Origin of the sequence: Rhodopseudomonas palustris HaA2 (assembly GCF_000013365.1) — a bacterium.
In the GTDB taxonomy this organism is placed as follows: Bacteria; Pseudomonadota; Alphaproteobacteria; order Rhizobiales; family Xanthobacteraceae; genus Rhodopseudomonas; species Rhodopseudomonas palustris_J.
Genome location: NC_007778.1, coordinates 731,818 through 746,464, shown reverse-complemented (window position 1 = coordinate 746,464; position 14,647 = coordinate 731,818). Strand labels below are relative to the sequence as shown.

Here is a 14,647-nt window from a genome sequence, read left to right as displayed (position 1 = left end):
GCGAGCCGGCTTTCGGCGTATTTTGACGTTGCGGCATGCAATCGAATAGGCGACAAGGTCGCGCCTCTTGCGCGACCGAACCCTCCCGGCGGACAATCTCATGCTTTCCGATATCATCAGAGCCGTGATTCTCGGCGTGGTCGAGGGTGTCACCGAGTTCCTGCCGGTCTCATCGACCGGCCATCTGCTGCTGGTGGGGCGATTCTTCAATCTCGGCGAGGGCGATTTCTGGAAGACCTTCGACGTCCTGATCCAGCTCGGCGCGATCCTCGCGATCCTCGCGCTTTATTTCGCCAAATTGTGGCGAATTGCGCTCGGGATGTTCTCGGATCCGGCGGCGCAGCGTTTCATCATCGGCGTGCTGGTCGCGTTCCTGCCGGCGGCGGTGATCGGCGCTGCGGCGGGATCCTACATCAAGCTGTTTCTGTTCAACCCCTGGGTGGTGTGCTTCTCGCTGATCGTCGGCGGCGCCGTCTTGCTGTGGGTCGATCAGCTCGACCTGAAGCCGCGCCACCATGATGCCACGACGTTCCCGGTGCTGATGTATTTCTACATCGGATGCGCGCAATGCGTGGCGATGATCCCCGGCGTGTCACGCTCCGGCGCCAGCATCGTGGCGGCGATGCTGTTCGGCGCCGACAAGCGCGCCGCCGCCGAGTTCTCGTTCTTTCTGGCGATCCCGACCATGGTCGGCGCCTTCGTGTACGACCTCTACAAGAGCCGCGCCGATCTGACGACCGACCACATGACCATCGTGGCGGTCGGCTTCGTGGTGTCGTTCATTACCGCGATCATCGTGGTGAAGACCTTCCTCGGCTACGTCACCCGTCACGGCTTCCAGCTGTTCGCGTGGTGGCGCGTCGTCGTCGGCACGCTCGGCCTGATCGCGCTGGCGATGGGCCGCTGATCGCGGCGCAAAGCCGCGATCGTCACGCGCGGGTCGTCACGCGCGCCTCGTCACGCGTTCTTGCGCGCGAACTGGCCGGTCTTGCGGAAGCGCCAGAGATAGGACGGCACGATCGCCTGCATCGAATCCGGCGTGATACCGAGGCCCTGCAGCGTCAGCCCGGCGCTCTTGGCGGCCTCCGACACGATGTTGTCGACCTTCAGCAGCTCGACCTGATCCGGCGTCAGCTTGAGATCGCCCGGCGCGAATTGCAGCAGCATCGCCTGCAGACTGGCGAGCCCGAACGGCAGCGGCAGCAACAGCCGCTGGCGATCGATCGTTTCGAGGATGATCTCGATGATCTCGCGCATCGTCAGTTGCTCCGGGCCGCCCAGCTCGTAGGTGGCGCCCGGCCTGGTGTTGCCGTCGACGGCCTCGGCGACCGCGGTCGCGACATCGCCGACATAGACCGGCTGCAGCTTGGTCTCTGCGCCGACCAGCGGCACCACCGGCAACATCCGCGCCAGCGACGCGAAGCGATTGGTGAACTGATCCTCGGGGCCGAACACCACCGATGGCCGCAGAATGGTGGCGGTCGGCACCGCGGCCAGCACCGCCTGCTCTCCGGCCGCCTTGGAGCGGGCGTAGCGCGCCGGCGAAGCCGCATCTGCGCCGATCGCCGAGACATGCACCATCCGCGCGCCGACGGCCGCGGCGGCCTTGGCGATCGAAGCTGCGCCCTCGGCCTGAACTGCATCGAATTTCTGCGCACCACCCTCAGCCAGAATGCCGACCAGATTGATCGCCACATGGGCGCCGCGCATCGCCGCCTCGATCGAGGCCGGGTAGCGCAGATTGGCCTGCACCGCATGGATCTGGCCGACCCGCCCGAGCGGCTGCAGATGCCCGGCGAGCTCCGGCCGCCGCACCGCCACCCTGATTCGGTAGTCCCGACGGGCCAGCGCGCTGACCACATGGCGGCCGATGAAGCCCGAACCGCCGAAAACCGTGACGAGGGTGTCGATATTCGAAGTCATGCGGGGTCATCCTGTGGAGAAACGAAGCGCCGGAACGCCTGCATTCTGGCGGTTTCGCGTTACGGCATCAACCTTTCGCTGTACAGCGGAATTGGAGCCGCGAAGCAATTTGACATTTCCGTATCGGGTCCCTATCAACCCGCCCGGGCCCAGGTGGCGGAATTGGTAGACGCGCTGGCTTCAGGTGCCAGTGGCTTCACGGCCGTGAAGGTTCGAGTCCTTTCCTGGGCACCACTCGCCCAATGCCCTGAAGCTAATGCCGAGCCCGATGATTCTCACCGCAGGATCAGCGCCGCGCTCGCCTCACGCCGGTCGCGGCGATAGGTTGAGCAGGCGATTCGAGGCCGGTTCCGGCCCCTCCTTCAACGCCCGATTTCAATTCCGAGGATTTGCCCCACCATGACGATCCGCCTGCATCGCGGCGATCTGCCGGATCTCACCCGCTACAATGATTCCGTGGCGATCGACACCGAGACGATGGGGCTGCATCCGCATCGCGACCGATTGTGCGTGGTGCAATTATCGAACGGCGACGGCAGCGCTGACGTGGTGCAGATCCCGCAGGGGCACAGCGATGCGCCGAACCTGAAGAAGCTGCTCGGCGACCCGAATATCTTGAAGATCTTCCACTTCGCGCGGTTCGATCTCGCCGCGCTCTCCAATGCGCTCGGGGTGATGCCGCAACCGGTGTACTGCACCAAAATCGCCTCGCGGCTGACCCGGACCTACACCGACCGGCACGGCCTGAAGGACCTGGTGCGCGAGCTGCTCAACGTCGATCTGTCGAAGCAGCAGCAATCCAGCGACTGGGGCGCCGACACGCTGAGCGACGCCCAGCTCGCTTACGCCGCCTCCGACGTGCTTCATCTCCACGCGCTGCGCGACAAGCTCGACGCCATGCTGGCGCGGGAGAACCGAACCGAGCTGGCGCAGGCCTGCTTCGGATTCCTGCCGCACCGCGCCCGACTCGACCTCGGCGGCTGGAGCGAAGAGGACATCTTCGCGCATTCCTGAGGAAATCGGGCCTTCGCCGACGGGCAAGGCCCGCCCCGTTTCGGTCATACTCCTCGTCCTGATGGAGTTTTGATCGACCGGACGCCGGTGTCCCCTCGCCTGTCGCGGCGTTTGTGACTATCTGGGGTTGCTCCCCGCGCCGGTTTACCCCGGCCGGTCCCAAATCCGGGAGCGCGAGAGTGAGACAGCAGGGCTCGAACCCCGGCCCATGAGGCCGGGCTCGGCACCAGGCGGGAGCAGCGGTGGCTTCGGTTCAGGCGGCATCCTATCAGGCCGGCATGGAGGTGCGCTTCGCGGCAGCGGCGCGCCATAGCCGGCTGGTGCGGACGCTGCGGATCGCTGTGCCGCTGGTGGTGGCGCTGTCGATGGCCGCGATCATTGCGATCTCGCTGTTCAACCCGTTTCGCCTGCTGTCGAAACTACCGCTCGAGGTCGGCGATCTGGTGGTGTCGGGAACCAAGATTACAATGGAATCGCCGCATATGGCCGGCTTCACCGACGACGGCCGGCCCTACGAGATGTGGGCGCGGTCGGCGACGCAGGATCTGACCAGCCAGGACCATGTCGACCTGCATACGCTGCGGGCCAAGGTCGTCAGCGACGATCAATCCACCGTGCTGATCGAGGCGCGCGACGGCAAATTCAACACCAAGGCGCAACTCCTGAATCTGCAGAAGGACGTCTATCTGCGCACCTCGACCGGCAGCGAGGCCTGGATGACCCAGGCCGACATCGACATGAGCAAGGGCACCGTGGCGTCCGACGAGCCGGTCGACGTCAAATGGCTCGGCGGCACGTTGCGCGGCCAGCGGCTGCGGATTACCGAGAAAGGCGACGTGATCCGATTCGAGGGCGGAGTGGTGATGAACCTGGACAACACCGCCATGCCGGCATCTGCCGAGGCGGCCGCGGCGCAGCCGACGCCGGCCTCGGCGCCGAAGGCCGATCCGGCGGCGAAAGCCAAACCATCGCCGGCCACCCCGCGCCAGCGCGACGCGAATCGCCCATGACCGCTGCTGGCTTCCAGCTCTGCCGCATCGTCGCGATCTGCGGCGCAGCCTTCCTCGCCGGCGCCACCTGTGGCGGAGCCTGGGCGCAAAGCGCGGTGCAGGGCGTGCCGAACGCGATGCAGGGTTTCTCACAGAACAAGGACCAGCCGATCCAGATCGAATCCGACACGCTGGAGGTCCGTGACAAGAAGAAGGAGGCGACCTTCGCCGGCAGCGTCAAGGTGATCCAGGGCGACACCACCATGACGTCGAAGAGCCTCGTGGTGTTCTACGATCAGGATCAGCCCGACGCTGCCGCCAAGCCGCAGGCCAAGCGCAAGACGATGCCGGCGGCCACGCCCGGCCCCGGCGGCGCCTCGGCGATCCGCAGGCTCGAAGCCAAGGGCAATGTCGTCGTCACCCAGAAGGATCAGGTGGTGACCGGCGACAGCGCGGTGTTCGACACCAAGACCAATCTAGTGACGATGCTCGGAAACGTCGTGCTGACCCAGGCCAAAAACGTGGTCCGCGGCGACCGGCTGATCGTCGACATGACCACCGGCGTGTCACGGGTCGAATCCAACAGCGGCCGCGTGCAGGGGTTGTTCCAATCGTCGGGCAGCGGCGCTGGCGGACCGCTCGGCATCGGACCGCCGACGGCGGGCCAGAAGAAATGACCGCGCAATGGCTTCGAACAATGGTGCGGTGCCCGGCAGGGCCTGATCGGTAGCGACATGGTGGATCTTCTCGGCATGTTCCGTCGGCGCGCCCCGAAACAACCTTCGGGCTTCGGGCGCCCGCGTGCGGACATTACCGCGCTGCGCGGCGACGTCGGCGACCTGCTGACCGCGCCGGTGCGCGACGCACCGCCGATCGCGCGGGCGGCCGGACACGATGCGCCGCTCGCTTCCACGCCGGCCCAGCCGCGTCCGCGCCGGCCGGCTGCCGCGGCGGCCCAGAGACGCGAAAGCCATAGCGGCTACCTGGCGGTGCATCGCGTCGAGAAGAGCTTCGGCACCCGCAAGATCGTGCGCGGCGTCAGCATCTATGTCCGCCGCGGCGAAGCGGTCGGCCTGCTCGGACCGAACGGTGCCGGCAAGACCACCGTGTTCTACATGATCACCGGGCTGATCAAGGCCGACCGCGGCGCGATCGAACTCGACGGCCACGACGTCACCAAGCTGCCGATGTATCAGCGCGCCCGCCTCGGCATCGGCTATCTGCCGCAGGAAGCCTCGATCTTCCGCGGGCTGAATGTCGAGCAGAACATTTTGGCGGTGCTCGAGGCGGTCGAGCCGGACAAGCGCAAGCGCGAGGCCGAACTCGACAATCTGCTGCACGAGTTCAATATCGAACGCTTGCGCAAATCGCCGTCGATCGCGCTGTCCGGTGGCGAGCGTCGTCGCGTCGAAATCGCCCGCGCGCTGGCGAGCCGTCCCAACTACATGCTGCTCGACGAGCCGTTCGCCGGCATCGACCCGATCGCCGTCGGCGATATTCAGGATTTGGTCCGACACCTGACCAATCGTGGTATTGGGGTGCTAATTACCGACCACAACGTCCGCGAAACGCTCGGCCTCACCGACCGCGCCTACATCGTCTATGCCGGCGAGATCCTCACCGAGGGCAGCCCCGAAGAAATCGTCAACAATCCCGACGTCCGGCGGCTTTACCTTGGCGAAGAATTCCGCCTGTAAGCGGTTGCAGTTTCGGGACCGACGCGGCATGCTTGCGTTGCCTTGCTCGCCCCGCGCTGGATCGCCGCTGGTGGCCCCCTACTCCGAATTTCCAATTCGTCAAGGCGTGTACATCAGCCGCGGAAAGGCGTAAGCAAGAAACGGACCAACTTGGATCGTTCCTGCCGCCATGGCACTAACTCAACGCCTCGAGTTCCGACAGTCACAGTCGCTGGTGATGACGCCGCAGCTGATGCAGGCGATCAAGCTGCTGCAACTGTCGAATCTGGACCTCGCGACCTTCGTCGAGGACGAACTCGAGAAAAACCCCCTGCTGGACCGGGCCAGTGACAACGCCGAACCGCCGGTCGCCGGCGAGGCAGTGATGGAGCGCGCCGAGGCCAGCGGCGACGATTTCGGCGGGAGCGAGAGCAGCGGAGACGGCTCTGACTTCTCCGACGGCGTCGGCAGCGACTCGTTCGAGCCGGGCGCCGAGGATTGGATGCACCGCGACCTCGGCAGCCGCAGCGAGATCGAGCAGACGCTCGATACCGGCATGGAAAACGTGTTTCCGGAAGAGCCGGCCGAGGCCGCCGCCCGCGCCGCGCAGGACGCGGCTCCAGCCTCCTACACCGAATGGGGCGGCGGCGCCTCCAGCGACGAGGGCTACAATCTCGAGGCCTTCGTCGCCGCCGAAACCTCCCTGGCCGATCGCCTCGCCGAGCAGCTTGCGGTGGCGCTCACCGCGCCGTCGCAGCGCATGATCGGCCAATATCTGATCGACCTCGTGGATGACGCCGGATATCTGCCGCCCGACCTCGGTGACGCCGCGGAGCGTCTCGGCACCACCCAGGCCGAAGTCGAAGCCGTCGTCGCCGTTCTGCAGACCTTCGATCCGCCGGGGATCTGCGCGCGCTCGCTGGCCGAATGCCTGGCGATCCAGTTGCGCGAACTCGACCGGTTCGACCCGGCGATGCAGGCTTTGGTCGAGAATCTGGATCTCCTCGCCAAGCGCGACATCGCCAGCCTCCGCAAGCTCTGCGGCGTCGACGACGAGGATCTCGCCGATATGATCGGCGAAATCCGCCATCTCGACCCGAAGCCGGGTCTGAAATTCGCATCGTCGCGGGTGCAGACCGTGGTGCCGGACGTGTTCGTCCGCCCCGGCCCGGACGGCGGCTGGCTGGTCGAACTCAACAGCGACACGCTGCCGAAGGTGCTGGTCAACCAGTCCTATTACTCCGAACTGTCGAAGACGATCCGCAAGGACGGCGACAAGTCGTACTTCTCCGACTGCCTGCAGAACGCCACCTGGCTGGTGCGCGCGCTCGACCAGCGTGCCCGCACCATCCTGAAAGTGGCGACCGAGATCGTGCGCCAGCAGGACGGCTTCTTCACCCACGGCGTCGCGCATCTGCGGCCGCTGAATCTGAAGGCGGTGGCCGACGCGATCCAGATGCACGAATCCACGGTATCGCGCGTGACCGCCAACAAATACATGGCGACCAATCGGGGCACGTTCGAACTCAAGTATTTCTTTACCGCTTCGATCGCTTCCGCCGACGGCGGCGAGGCGCATTCGGCCGAAGCCGTGCGCCATCACATCCGGCAGTTGATCGACGGCGAAGAGCCGACCGCCATCCTGTCGGACGACACCATCGTCGAACGGCTGCGCGAAGCCGGCATCGAGATTGCGCGCCGCACCGTCGCGAAGTATCGCGAGGCGATGCGGATCCCGTCGTCGGTGCAGCGGCGGCGCGACAAGCAGAGCATGCTCGGCACGGCCCTGGCGGCGCCCGCCGATCGGTCCCGCGACACCGCTCCGGCTTGATTACGCCGCTGCTCGGACTACTGTCATTACCCCCAAGGACGAAACGAGGCATCCCATGACTTTTCGGGTCTCCGGCAAAAGCATCAGCGTCGGCGAAGCCCTGCGCGGCCGCGTCAGCGAGCGCACCGAAGAAGTGCTGCGCAAGTATTTCGACGGCAATTATTCGGGCCACATCACGCTGAGCAAGGACGGCTTCGGCTTCCGCACCGACTGCTCGCTGCATCTCGATTCCGGCATCACGCTGGAAGCCGAATCGAACGCCGCCGATGCCTATGCGAGCGCCGATCAGGCGCTGCTGCAGATCGAGAAGCGACTGCGTCGCTACAAGAGCCGGCTGAAGGATCGATCCGCGCGCAAGGCGCATGCGGAGGCCAGCGCGCTGGCCGAACTGACCGCGCCGGTGGACATGCCGAGCTACATCATCGAAGCGCCCGGCGACGAGGAACATCACGAGGACGCCTACAACCCGGTGATCATCGCCGAGGCCACCACCGCGATGAAGCGGTTCTCGGTGAGCGAAGCCGTGGTCGAACTCGACCTCACCGGCGCCCCGGTGCTGGTGTTCCTTCATGGCAGTTCGGGACGGGTCAACATCATCTACCGGCGCGCCGACGGCAACATCGGCTGGATCGATCCGCCGGCGCTGAACGGCGCCGCGGCCTGACGGAGCGGCGGCGGAGCCGGCCGGAGGTTGCGGCGAGATCGGGCATTGACGCCCGCCGACGCCTCTGCCTATGGTCCGCCGCCTTCCGACGCCGGTCCGGAACGGCCGGAGTTTGCGACCGCTGGCAGGGATGGTAGATTAGCTAGGTTGATGATTTCAGGGATGTTTTCCCCAAGCTACGGAACAGCTCGGCGGACCTCTGGAATTCGAGCTTGACGCCGCCTCCCCCTGTCCTATTTCACACTGACCGCACATCACATCCTCGGAACGCCGCATGACGATTACCGATCTGGTCGCGCCCGAGGCCGTTATCCCGGCGTTGAAAGTCATCAGCAAGAAGCAGGCGCTGCAGGAACTCTCTGCGCGCGCCGCGGAACTCACCGGCCAGAACGAACGCTCGGTGTTCGAGGTCCTGCTGCAGCGCGAGAAGCTCGGCACCACCGCGGTCGGATACGGTGTGGCGATTCCGCACGGCAAGCTGCCGAAGCTCGAGCGGCTGTACGGCCTGTTCGCGCGCCTGGAACGCCCGATCGATTTCGAAGCGATGGACGGCCAGCCGGTCGATCTGATCTTTCTGCTGTTGGCCCCCGAAGGGGCCGGCGCCGACCATCTCAAGGCGCTGGCGCGGATCGCCCGCCTGCTCCGCGACCAGGATGTCGCCAAGAAGTTGCGCGCCTCCCGCGACGCGCAGGCGATCTACTCGGTGCTGGCGCTGCCGCCCGCTACGGCCGCATAGTTCGCGGCCGCACCGCGGCTGCTCGGGATTCCATTCAGCATTGCGGAAGATCGGCGCCGGCTCGAGCGCACGCGGGGCAGTATCGATGCGGGCCGCCTACGCGGGACCCGTCGCCGGGCGCCCGCGTCGCGCAATGCGAACGTCAGCGTTCAGTGAACGCTGACGGCCTGCAGCTCCTGGCTCCAGGCATTGGCAACCGCCGATTCGCGGCTGTCGGTCAGCATGATCGGCGTGCCGTCGGCCGAATGCAGCGCAAACAGCTTGATGCCCGGCGCGATATGCGGCGCCTGCGGGAACAGCCCGGGGACATCCTCCGAACGAATCTGCTTCACATAGGCGATATGACCTTCGCCCAGATGCGCCAGCGCTTCCGGCGTGACGCTGGCATTGTCGTGATTTGTGCCCATTCCAGTCATGGTCTCGACTCCTCTGTCAGACTAAGCGGTCGAGTCCGCTACTCGTTCCATTATTCATGTTCCGTGATGGCGATTGTCTTAATGACCCGCTCCGGCTCCGGCCGGACCAGATCGACGGACAACAACCCGTTCTTCAAATCCGCGCCCAGCACCTGCATCCCTTCCGCCAGCACGAAGGTGCGCTGGAAGTGTCGCGCGGCGATGCCGCGATGGATGTATTGCCGGGTCTTGTCATCCTGCTGCCGGCCCCGGATGACGAGTTGATTTTCCTCAATCGTGACATCGAGTTGATCACGGGTAAAACCCGCCACCGCGAGCGTGATCCGGAGTCGTTCCGGATCGCCATTGCCGCGCTCGCAGCGCTCGATGTTGTAGGGAGGATACCCGTCGGCACCTTTCACGACGCGGTCGAGCGCACGCTCGATCTCGTCGAATCCCAGCAGAAAGGGACTTGATAACGTGGGAACACGAGACATCACAAAGTCCTCTCGAAGCGACTTTGAGGGGGTCCTTACGGCACCCCTGACCGTGCGGCACCTCGCCGTCCGGTCACAGCCAATATGGGCAATCCGGCACGCGCGTTCAAGAAGGCCGAAACAACGAATTTCGCCAGTGGGTTAGGCGAAGGGCTCAGAGCTCGATCCGGCGCCTTCCGTCGGCACTGAACAAATGCAGGTGTTGCGGCAAAGCCGTGGCAAACATGTGATCGCCGATCGCCGGCGCATCCTGGCCCGGGACCCGGACGATGATGTCGTCCGGTGGCAGTTCTCCCGGCTTGGAACTGACCGCGGTCGGGTCGCCAGCGCGCGACCGGGTCCCGTAGATGAAAGTTTCCGGCCCGACCCGCTCGATCGCCTCGACGGTGAGGTCGAGCGACAGCCCGTCCGTCGCTGCGGGCTCCCGTGAGATTACCAGGTCCTCGGGGCGGACGCCGAGAATGCCGGCCCCGGTCGCGGCGTTGCCGAACCGGGCGCGGACGCCCTCGGCGTCGAGCAGCATCAGGTTCATCGGTGGCGCGCCGATGAAGGAGGCGACGAAGGTCGTCGCCGGACGGGCGTAGACCTCCAGCGGCGAGCCGATCTGCTCGACGACGCCGGCGTTCATCACCACCAGAATATCCGCCAGCGTCATCGCCTCGAGCTGGTCGTGAGTGACGTAGATCGCGGTGGTGCCGAGCCGGCGCTGCAGCTTGCGGATCTCGACCCGCATCGCCACCCGCAGCTTGGCGTCGAGGTTGGACAACGGCTCGTCGAACAGGAACACTTTGGGCTGGCGCACGATGGCGCGGCCCATCGCGACACGCTGGCGCTGGCCGCCGGAGAGTTGCCGCGGCTTGCGGTCGAGCATGGTGCCGATCTCGAGAATCCGCGCCGCCTCCTGCACCCGCGCGTCGATCTCGGGCTTGGGCATGCCGCGATTGCGCAGGCCGTAGGCCATGTTGTTGTAGACGCTCATATGCGGATACAGCGCGTAGTTCTGGAACACCATCGCGATATCGCGATCGGCCGGCTCGATCTGGTTGACGATTCGGCCGCCGATGTCGATCTCGCCGGCCGTGATCGTCTCCAGCCCCGCCACCATCCGCAGCAGCGTGGACTTGCCGCATCCGGAGGGCCCGACCAGCACGCAGAACTGGCCGTCGCCGACCTCGAAATCGACGCCCTTGATGGCTTCGAAGCCGCCCGGATATGTCTTGCGGACGTTGCGGAGAACGACGTTGGCCACGATGCTACTTCTCCGTCTCGACCAGTCCGCGCACGAACAGTTTCTGCATCAGCACCACCACCGCGACCGGCGGCAGCATCGCCAGCACCGCGGTCGCCATCACCACCGGCCATTCGGTCAGCGCGTCCGACGTCACGATCATCTTGCGGATGCCGATCTGAATCGTCTGCATATCGTCGCGCGTGGTGATCAGCAGCGGCCACAGATACTGGTTCCAGCCGAGGATGAACAGGATCACGAACAGCGCCGCCATATTGGTGCGCGACAGCGGCAGTAGCGTATCCCAGAAGAACCGGAACGGCCCCGCGCCGTCGATCCGCGATGCCTCCAGCAATTCGTCCGGCACCGTCATGAAGAACTGCCGGAACAGCAGCGTCGCGGTCGCCGAGGCGATCAGCGGCAGCGTCAGCCCGGCATAGCTGTCGAGCAGATTGAGGTCGGCAACGATCTTGTAGGTCGGATAGATCCGGACCTCGACCGGCAGCATCAGGGTGATGAAGATCAGCCAGAAGATCGTCATCCGGAACGGAAACCGGAAATACACGATCGCATAGGCCGAGATCAGCGAGATCGCGATCTTGCCGACCGCAATCAGCATCGCCATCACGAAGGAATTGAACAGCATGGTGCCGACCGGCTCGCGGGTGGTACCCGAACTGCCGACGAACAACGTCCTGTAGTAGGTCTCGAGGAAATGCCCGCCCGGCAGCAGCGACATCTGGCCGTTGGCGATGGTGGCATTGTCCTGGGTCGAGGCGATGAAGGCGATGTAGACCGGAAACGCGACGATCAGCACGCCGACCCACAGGATCAGATGCGGCAGCAGGTTTCCGAATCTGCGGTGCTCGACCATCAGTAGTTCACCTTGCGTTCGACGAAGCGGAACTGGAACGCGGTGAGCGCGATGACGATGCCCATCAGGATCACCGACTGCGCCGCCGAGCTGCCGAGATTGCCGCCGAGCAGGCCGTCGCTGTAGACCTTGTAGACCAGCGTCTCGGTGGCCTTGGCCGGGCCGCCGCGGGTCATGGTGTCGATGATGCCGAAGGTTTCGAAGAAGGCGTAGACGATGTTGACGACGATCAGGAAGAAGATCGTCGGCGACAGCAGCGGGAACACGATGGTCCAGAACCGCCGCATCGGCCGCGCGCCGTCGATCGCCGCCGCCTCGATGACGCTTCCCGGGATCGCCTGCAGCCCGGCGAGGAAGAACAGGAAATTGTAGGAGATCTGCTTCCACGCCGCGGCGAGGATGATCAGCGTCGCGGCCTGGTTGCCGTCGAGCAGCGGGTTCCAGTCGACGCCGATCGCGCGCAGGCCGTGGGCGATCACGCCGAGCGAGGGGTTGAGCATGAAGATCCACAGCACGCCGACCACCGGCGGCGCCACCGCGTAGGGCCAGATCAGCAGGGTGCGATAGAACATCGAGCCGCGCAGCGGCCGGTCGGCCATCACCGCCAGCAGCAGCGCCAGCGACAGCGACGACACCGCGATCAGGACCGAAAACACGAAGGTGCGCAGGATGGCGCTGAAGTAGTCCGGGTCGGCCAGCAGCTCCTGGTAATTCTCGAACCAGACGAAAGTGGTCGACAGCCCGAACGCATCCTGCAGCAGGAACGACTGCGCCACTGCCTGCAGCGCCGGCCAATAGAAGAACACCAGCACCACCGCGAGCTGCGGCAGCACCAGCCAATAGGGCAGGAATTTGGATTGAAAGACGGCGTTCTTCAGCATCGTGCGGACTGCTTGAGCATGATCAGCTCCCCTCCCCCCGCTCTTGCGGCGGGGAGGGGTCGGGGGTGGGGGGCGCCGCGCGCACGGCGTCTACGATGATCTGCATGACGCCGTCGATGTTGTTCAGAACATCGTTATTCCAGAACCTGAGCACGCGATAGCCCGCGGCCTCGAGATAGCCCGTTCGAACGACGTCGGAGTTCGATCCGGCGTGCTGGCCTCCGTCGATTTCGATGACCAGTCGGAGGGCATGGCAGGCAAAGTCCGCAAAGTATGGGCCGATCGTCGCTTGCCGGCGGAAATGGGCCTCGGCAAAGCCCGGTCGACGCAGGCGCTGCCACAGCTTGCGCTCGGCGTCCGTCGGATTTCGACGGAAACTCCGGGCTCGTTGGATCCGCTGGTCGACTGTGCGTGCCATCAGCGTTCGTGCCTGGGGCACCCCCCACCCCCGACCCCTCCCCGCCGCAAGAGCGGGGGGAGGGGAGAAGAGCCCACCCATGACGGTGGTGCAGGTTGCGGAGTGCTTACTTCACCGCGGTCTTTTCGAACTGCCGCAGCATCACGTTGCCGCGGGTGACGGCTGCATCCAACGCTTCCTTGGCGGTCTTCTTGCCGGCCAGCGCCTGCTCGATTTCCTCGGCCCAGACGTCGCGGAGCTGAACCATGTTGCCGAGCCGCAGGCCGCGGGAATTCTCGGTCGGCGGCTTGTTGGTCAGTTCCTTGATCGGGGTCTCGAGATAGGGCTGGTCGTTGTAGAAGCCGTCGGCCTTGGCCTTCTCGTAGGCCGCCTTGGTGATCGGCAGATAGCCCGACGCCTTGTGCACCGCGACCTGACGGTCGGTGTCGGACAGGAAGGCGAGGAACTTGGCGACGCCCTTGTATTCGTCGGCGCTCTTGCCGCCCATCACCCACAGCGAGGCGCCGCCGATGATCGAATTCTGCGGCGCGCCGGCAACGTCCGGGTAGTACGGCATCGGCGCGTTGGTCCAGGCGAACTTGGCCTGAGACTTGACGTTGCCGAAGAAACCCGACGAGGTCAGGAAGATCGGGCACTCGCCGGAGGTGAAGCGGCCCTCGCCGGTGTTGGTGCGGCCGGAATAATCGTAGGTCTTGTCCTTCTGCAGCTCGATCAGCGTCTCCAGATGCTTGACCTGCACCGGGCCGTTGAACTCCAGCTTGGTGTCGAAGCCGTCGAGGCCGTTGGCCTTGCTGGCCAGCGGTACATTGTGCCAGGCGGAGAGCTGCTCGAGATTGACCCAAGTGACCCAGGCGGTGGAGAAGCCGCAGGTGGCGTAGCCGGCCGCCTTCAGCTTCTTGGCATCCTCGAACACCTGCGGCCAGGTCTTCGGAACTTCGGCGATCCCGGCCTTCTTGAGCGCGTCGAGATTGACCCACATCACCGTCGAGGACGAGTTGAACGGGAACGACAGCATCTCGCCCTTGGAGGTCGAGTAGTAGCCGGTGATCGCCGGCAGGTAGGCGTTGGGATCGAATGTCTCGCCGGTCTCCTGCATCAGCTTGTAGACCGGCTTCACCGCGCCGGTCGCCGCCATCATGGTGGCGGTGCCGACCTCGAACACCTGCATGATGTGCGGGGCGTTGCCGGCGCGGAACGCCGCGATGCCGGCGTTCATGGTGTCGGCGTAGCTGCCCTTGTAGGTCGGGACGACCTTGTAGTCGCTCTGCGCGGCGTTGAAGTCGTTGGCGAGCTTGACCACGACATCGTTGTTGCCGCCGGTCATGGCGTGCCACCACTGGATCTCGGTCGCCGCCTGCGCCGGCGCGATCAGCAGCGTGGCGGCGATCGTCGTCGCCATCGCAGCGGTCAGAGCTTTCAAACGAAAAGTCATCGAGAGCCTCCCAGTTTGGCCGTCATCTTCGTGTGGCGCGCGTTAGCAGCGCAGGATGACAGACACATGACCGTATACAGCGGCCAGAG

16 protein-coding genes and 1 tRNA gene are annotated in these 14,647 nt (G+C 65.2%); 9 read left to right on the top strand and 8 right to left on the bottom strand.

Annotation, left to right across the window (positions count from 1 at the left end; all coding sequences use genetic code 11):
• Positions 1 to 100 precede the first annotated feature (100 nt).
• The gene (locus RPB_RS03370) at positions 101 to 907 is read left to right on the top strand and encodes an undecaprenyl-diphosphate phosphatase (RefSeq protein ID WP_011439562.1); all 807 of its coding nucleotides are present in this window, start codon (positions 101 to 103) and stop codon (positions 905 to 907) included.
• Between the two features lie 50 nt (positions 908 to 957).
• Here RPB_RS03370 and RPB_RS03365 read toward each other — a convergent pair whose 3' ends face one another.
• On the bottom strand, positions 958 to 1,923 hold the full coding sequence (locus RPB_RS03365) for a complex I NDUFA9 subunit family protein (protein ID WP_011439561.1): 966 nt from the start codon (positions 1,921 to 1,923) through the stop codon (positions 958 to 960).
• A 147-nt stretch (positions 1,924 to 2,070) separates the two neighbouring features.
• Between RPB_RS03365 and RPB_RS03360 the strand changes: the two genes are divergently transcribed.
• The 8 genes from RPB_RS03360 to ptsN all read left to right on the top strand — a co-directional run bounded on the left by RPB_RS03360 (position 2,071) and on the right by ptsN (position 8,833).
• Positions 2,071 to 2,157: transfer RNA gene (locus RPB_RS03360), tRNA-Leu, on the top strand.
• Between the two features lie 165 nt (positions 2,158 to 2,322).
• Positions 2,323 to 2,937 carry a ribonuclease D gene (locus tag RPB_RS03355; protein ID WP_011439560.1) on the top strand — a complete coding sequence of 205 codons (615 nt, stop codon included), beginning with the start codon at positions 2,323 to 2,325 and terminating at the stop codon, positions 2,935 to 2,937.
• Positions 2,938 to 3,179: 242 nt separating this feature from the next.
• The gene (lptC, locus tag RPB_RS03350) at positions 3,180 to 3,947 is read left to right on the top strand and encodes an LPS export ABC transporter periplasmic protein LptC (protein ID WP_041797914.1); all 768 of its coding nucleotides are present in this window, start codon (positions 3,180 to 3,182) and stop codon (positions 3,945 to 3,947) included.
• Positions 3,944 to 4,603: an LptA/OstA family protein gene (locus RPB_RS03345; RefSeq protein ID WP_011439558.1), complete on the top strand. Its 660-nt coding sequence runs from the start codon at positions 3,944 to 3,946 to the stop codon at positions 4,601 to 4,603. The genes lptC and RPB_RS03345 overlap by 4 nt, the downstream gene beginning before the upstream one ends.
• A gap of 57 nt (positions 4,604 to 4,660) precedes the next feature.
• Positions 4,661 to 5,623 (top strand): LPS export ABC transporter ATP-binding protein, encoded by a 963-nt coding sequence (gene lptB, locus RPB_RS03340; RefSeq protein WP_041797913.1) that lies wholly within the window; start codon positions 4,661 to 4,663, stop codon positions 5,621 to 5,623.
• Between the two features lie 169 nt (positions 5,624 to 5,792).
• Entirely contained in the window at positions 5,793 to 7,433 is a 1,641-nt protein-coding gene (gene rpoN / locus RPB_RS03335; protein WP_011439556.1) for an RNA polymerase factor sigma-54, read from the top strand.
• 55 nt (positions 7,434 to 7,488) lie between these two features.
• Positions 7,489 to 8,097, top strand: a complete 609-nt coding sequence (gene hpf, locus RPB_RS03330; protein ID WP_011439555.1) for a ribosome hibernation-promoting factor, HPF/YfiA family — start codon at positions 7,489 to 7,491, stop codon at positions 8,095 to 8,097.
• 274 nt (positions 8,098 to 8,371) lie between these two features.
• The gene (ptsN, locus tag RPB_RS03325) at positions 8,372 to 8,833 is read left to right on the top strand and encodes a PTS IIA-like nitrogen regulatory protein PtsN (protein WP_011439554.1); all 462 of its coding nucleotides are present in this window, start codon (positions 8,372 to 8,374) and stop codon (positions 8,831 to 8,833) included.
• Between the two features lie 149 nt (positions 8,834 to 8,982).
• On the opposite strand, the gene RPB_RS03320 is transcribed toward ptsN, so the two are convergent.
• The 7 genes from RPB_RS03320 to ugpB all read right to left on the bottom strand — a co-directional run bounded on the left by RPB_RS03320 (position 8,983) and on the right by ugpB (position 14,525).
• Positions 8,983 to 9,249 (bottom strand): DUF1150 family protein, encoded by a 267-nt coding sequence (locus RPB_RS03320; protein ID WP_011439553.1) that lies wholly within the window; start codon positions 9,247 to 9,249, stop codon positions 8,983 to 8,985.
• A 50-nt stretch (positions 9,250 to 9,299) separates the two neighbouring features.
• Entirely contained in the window at positions 9,300 to 9,725 is a 426-nt protein-coding gene (locus tag RPB_RS03315) for an Hsp20 family protein (RefSeq protein ID WP_011439552.1), read from the bottom strand.
• 154 nt (positions 9,726 to 9,879) lie between these two features.
• The gene (locus tag RPB_RS03310; protein WP_011439551.1) at positions 9,880 to 10,974 is read right to left on the bottom strand and encodes a sn-glycerol-3-phosphate import ATP-binding protein UgpC; all 1,095 of its coding nucleotides are present in this window, start codon (positions 10,972 to 10,974) and stop codon (positions 9,880 to 9,882) included.
• Positions 10,975 to 10,978: 4 nt separating this feature from the next.
• Complete coding sequence (gene ugpE / locus RPB_RS03305) at positions 10,979 to 11,827, bottom strand: sn-glycerol-3-phosphate ABC transporter permease UgpE (RefSeq protein ID WP_011439550.1); 849 nt, start codon at positions 11,825 to 11,827, stop codon at positions 10,979 to 10,981.
• Positions 11,827 to 12,708: a sn-glycerol-3-phosphate ABC transporter permease UgpA gene (gene ugpA / locus RPB_RS03300; protein ID WP_011439549.1), complete on the bottom strand. Its 882-nt coding sequence runs from the start codon at positions 12,706 to 12,708 to the stop codon at positions 11,827 to 11,829. The genes ugpE and ugpA overlap by 1 nt, the downstream gene beginning before the upstream one ends.
• A gap of 22 nt (positions 12,709 to 12,730) precedes the next feature.
• On the bottom strand, positions 12,731 to 13,126 hold the full coding sequence (locus tag RPB_RS03295; protein WP_049824649.1) for an endonuclease domain-containing protein: 396 nt from the start codon (positions 13,124 to 13,126) through the stop codon (positions 12,731 to 12,733).
• A gap of 106 nt (positions 13,127 to 13,232) precedes the next feature.
• Positions 13,233 to 14,525, bottom strand: a complete 1,293-nt coding sequence (gene ugpB / locus RPB_RS03290) for a sn-glycerol-3-phosphate ABC transporter substrate-binding protein UgpB (RefSeq protein ID WP_041797912.1) — start codon at positions 14,523 to 14,525, stop codon at positions 13,233 to 13,235.
• Positions 14,526 to 14,647 lie beyond the last annotated feature (122 nt).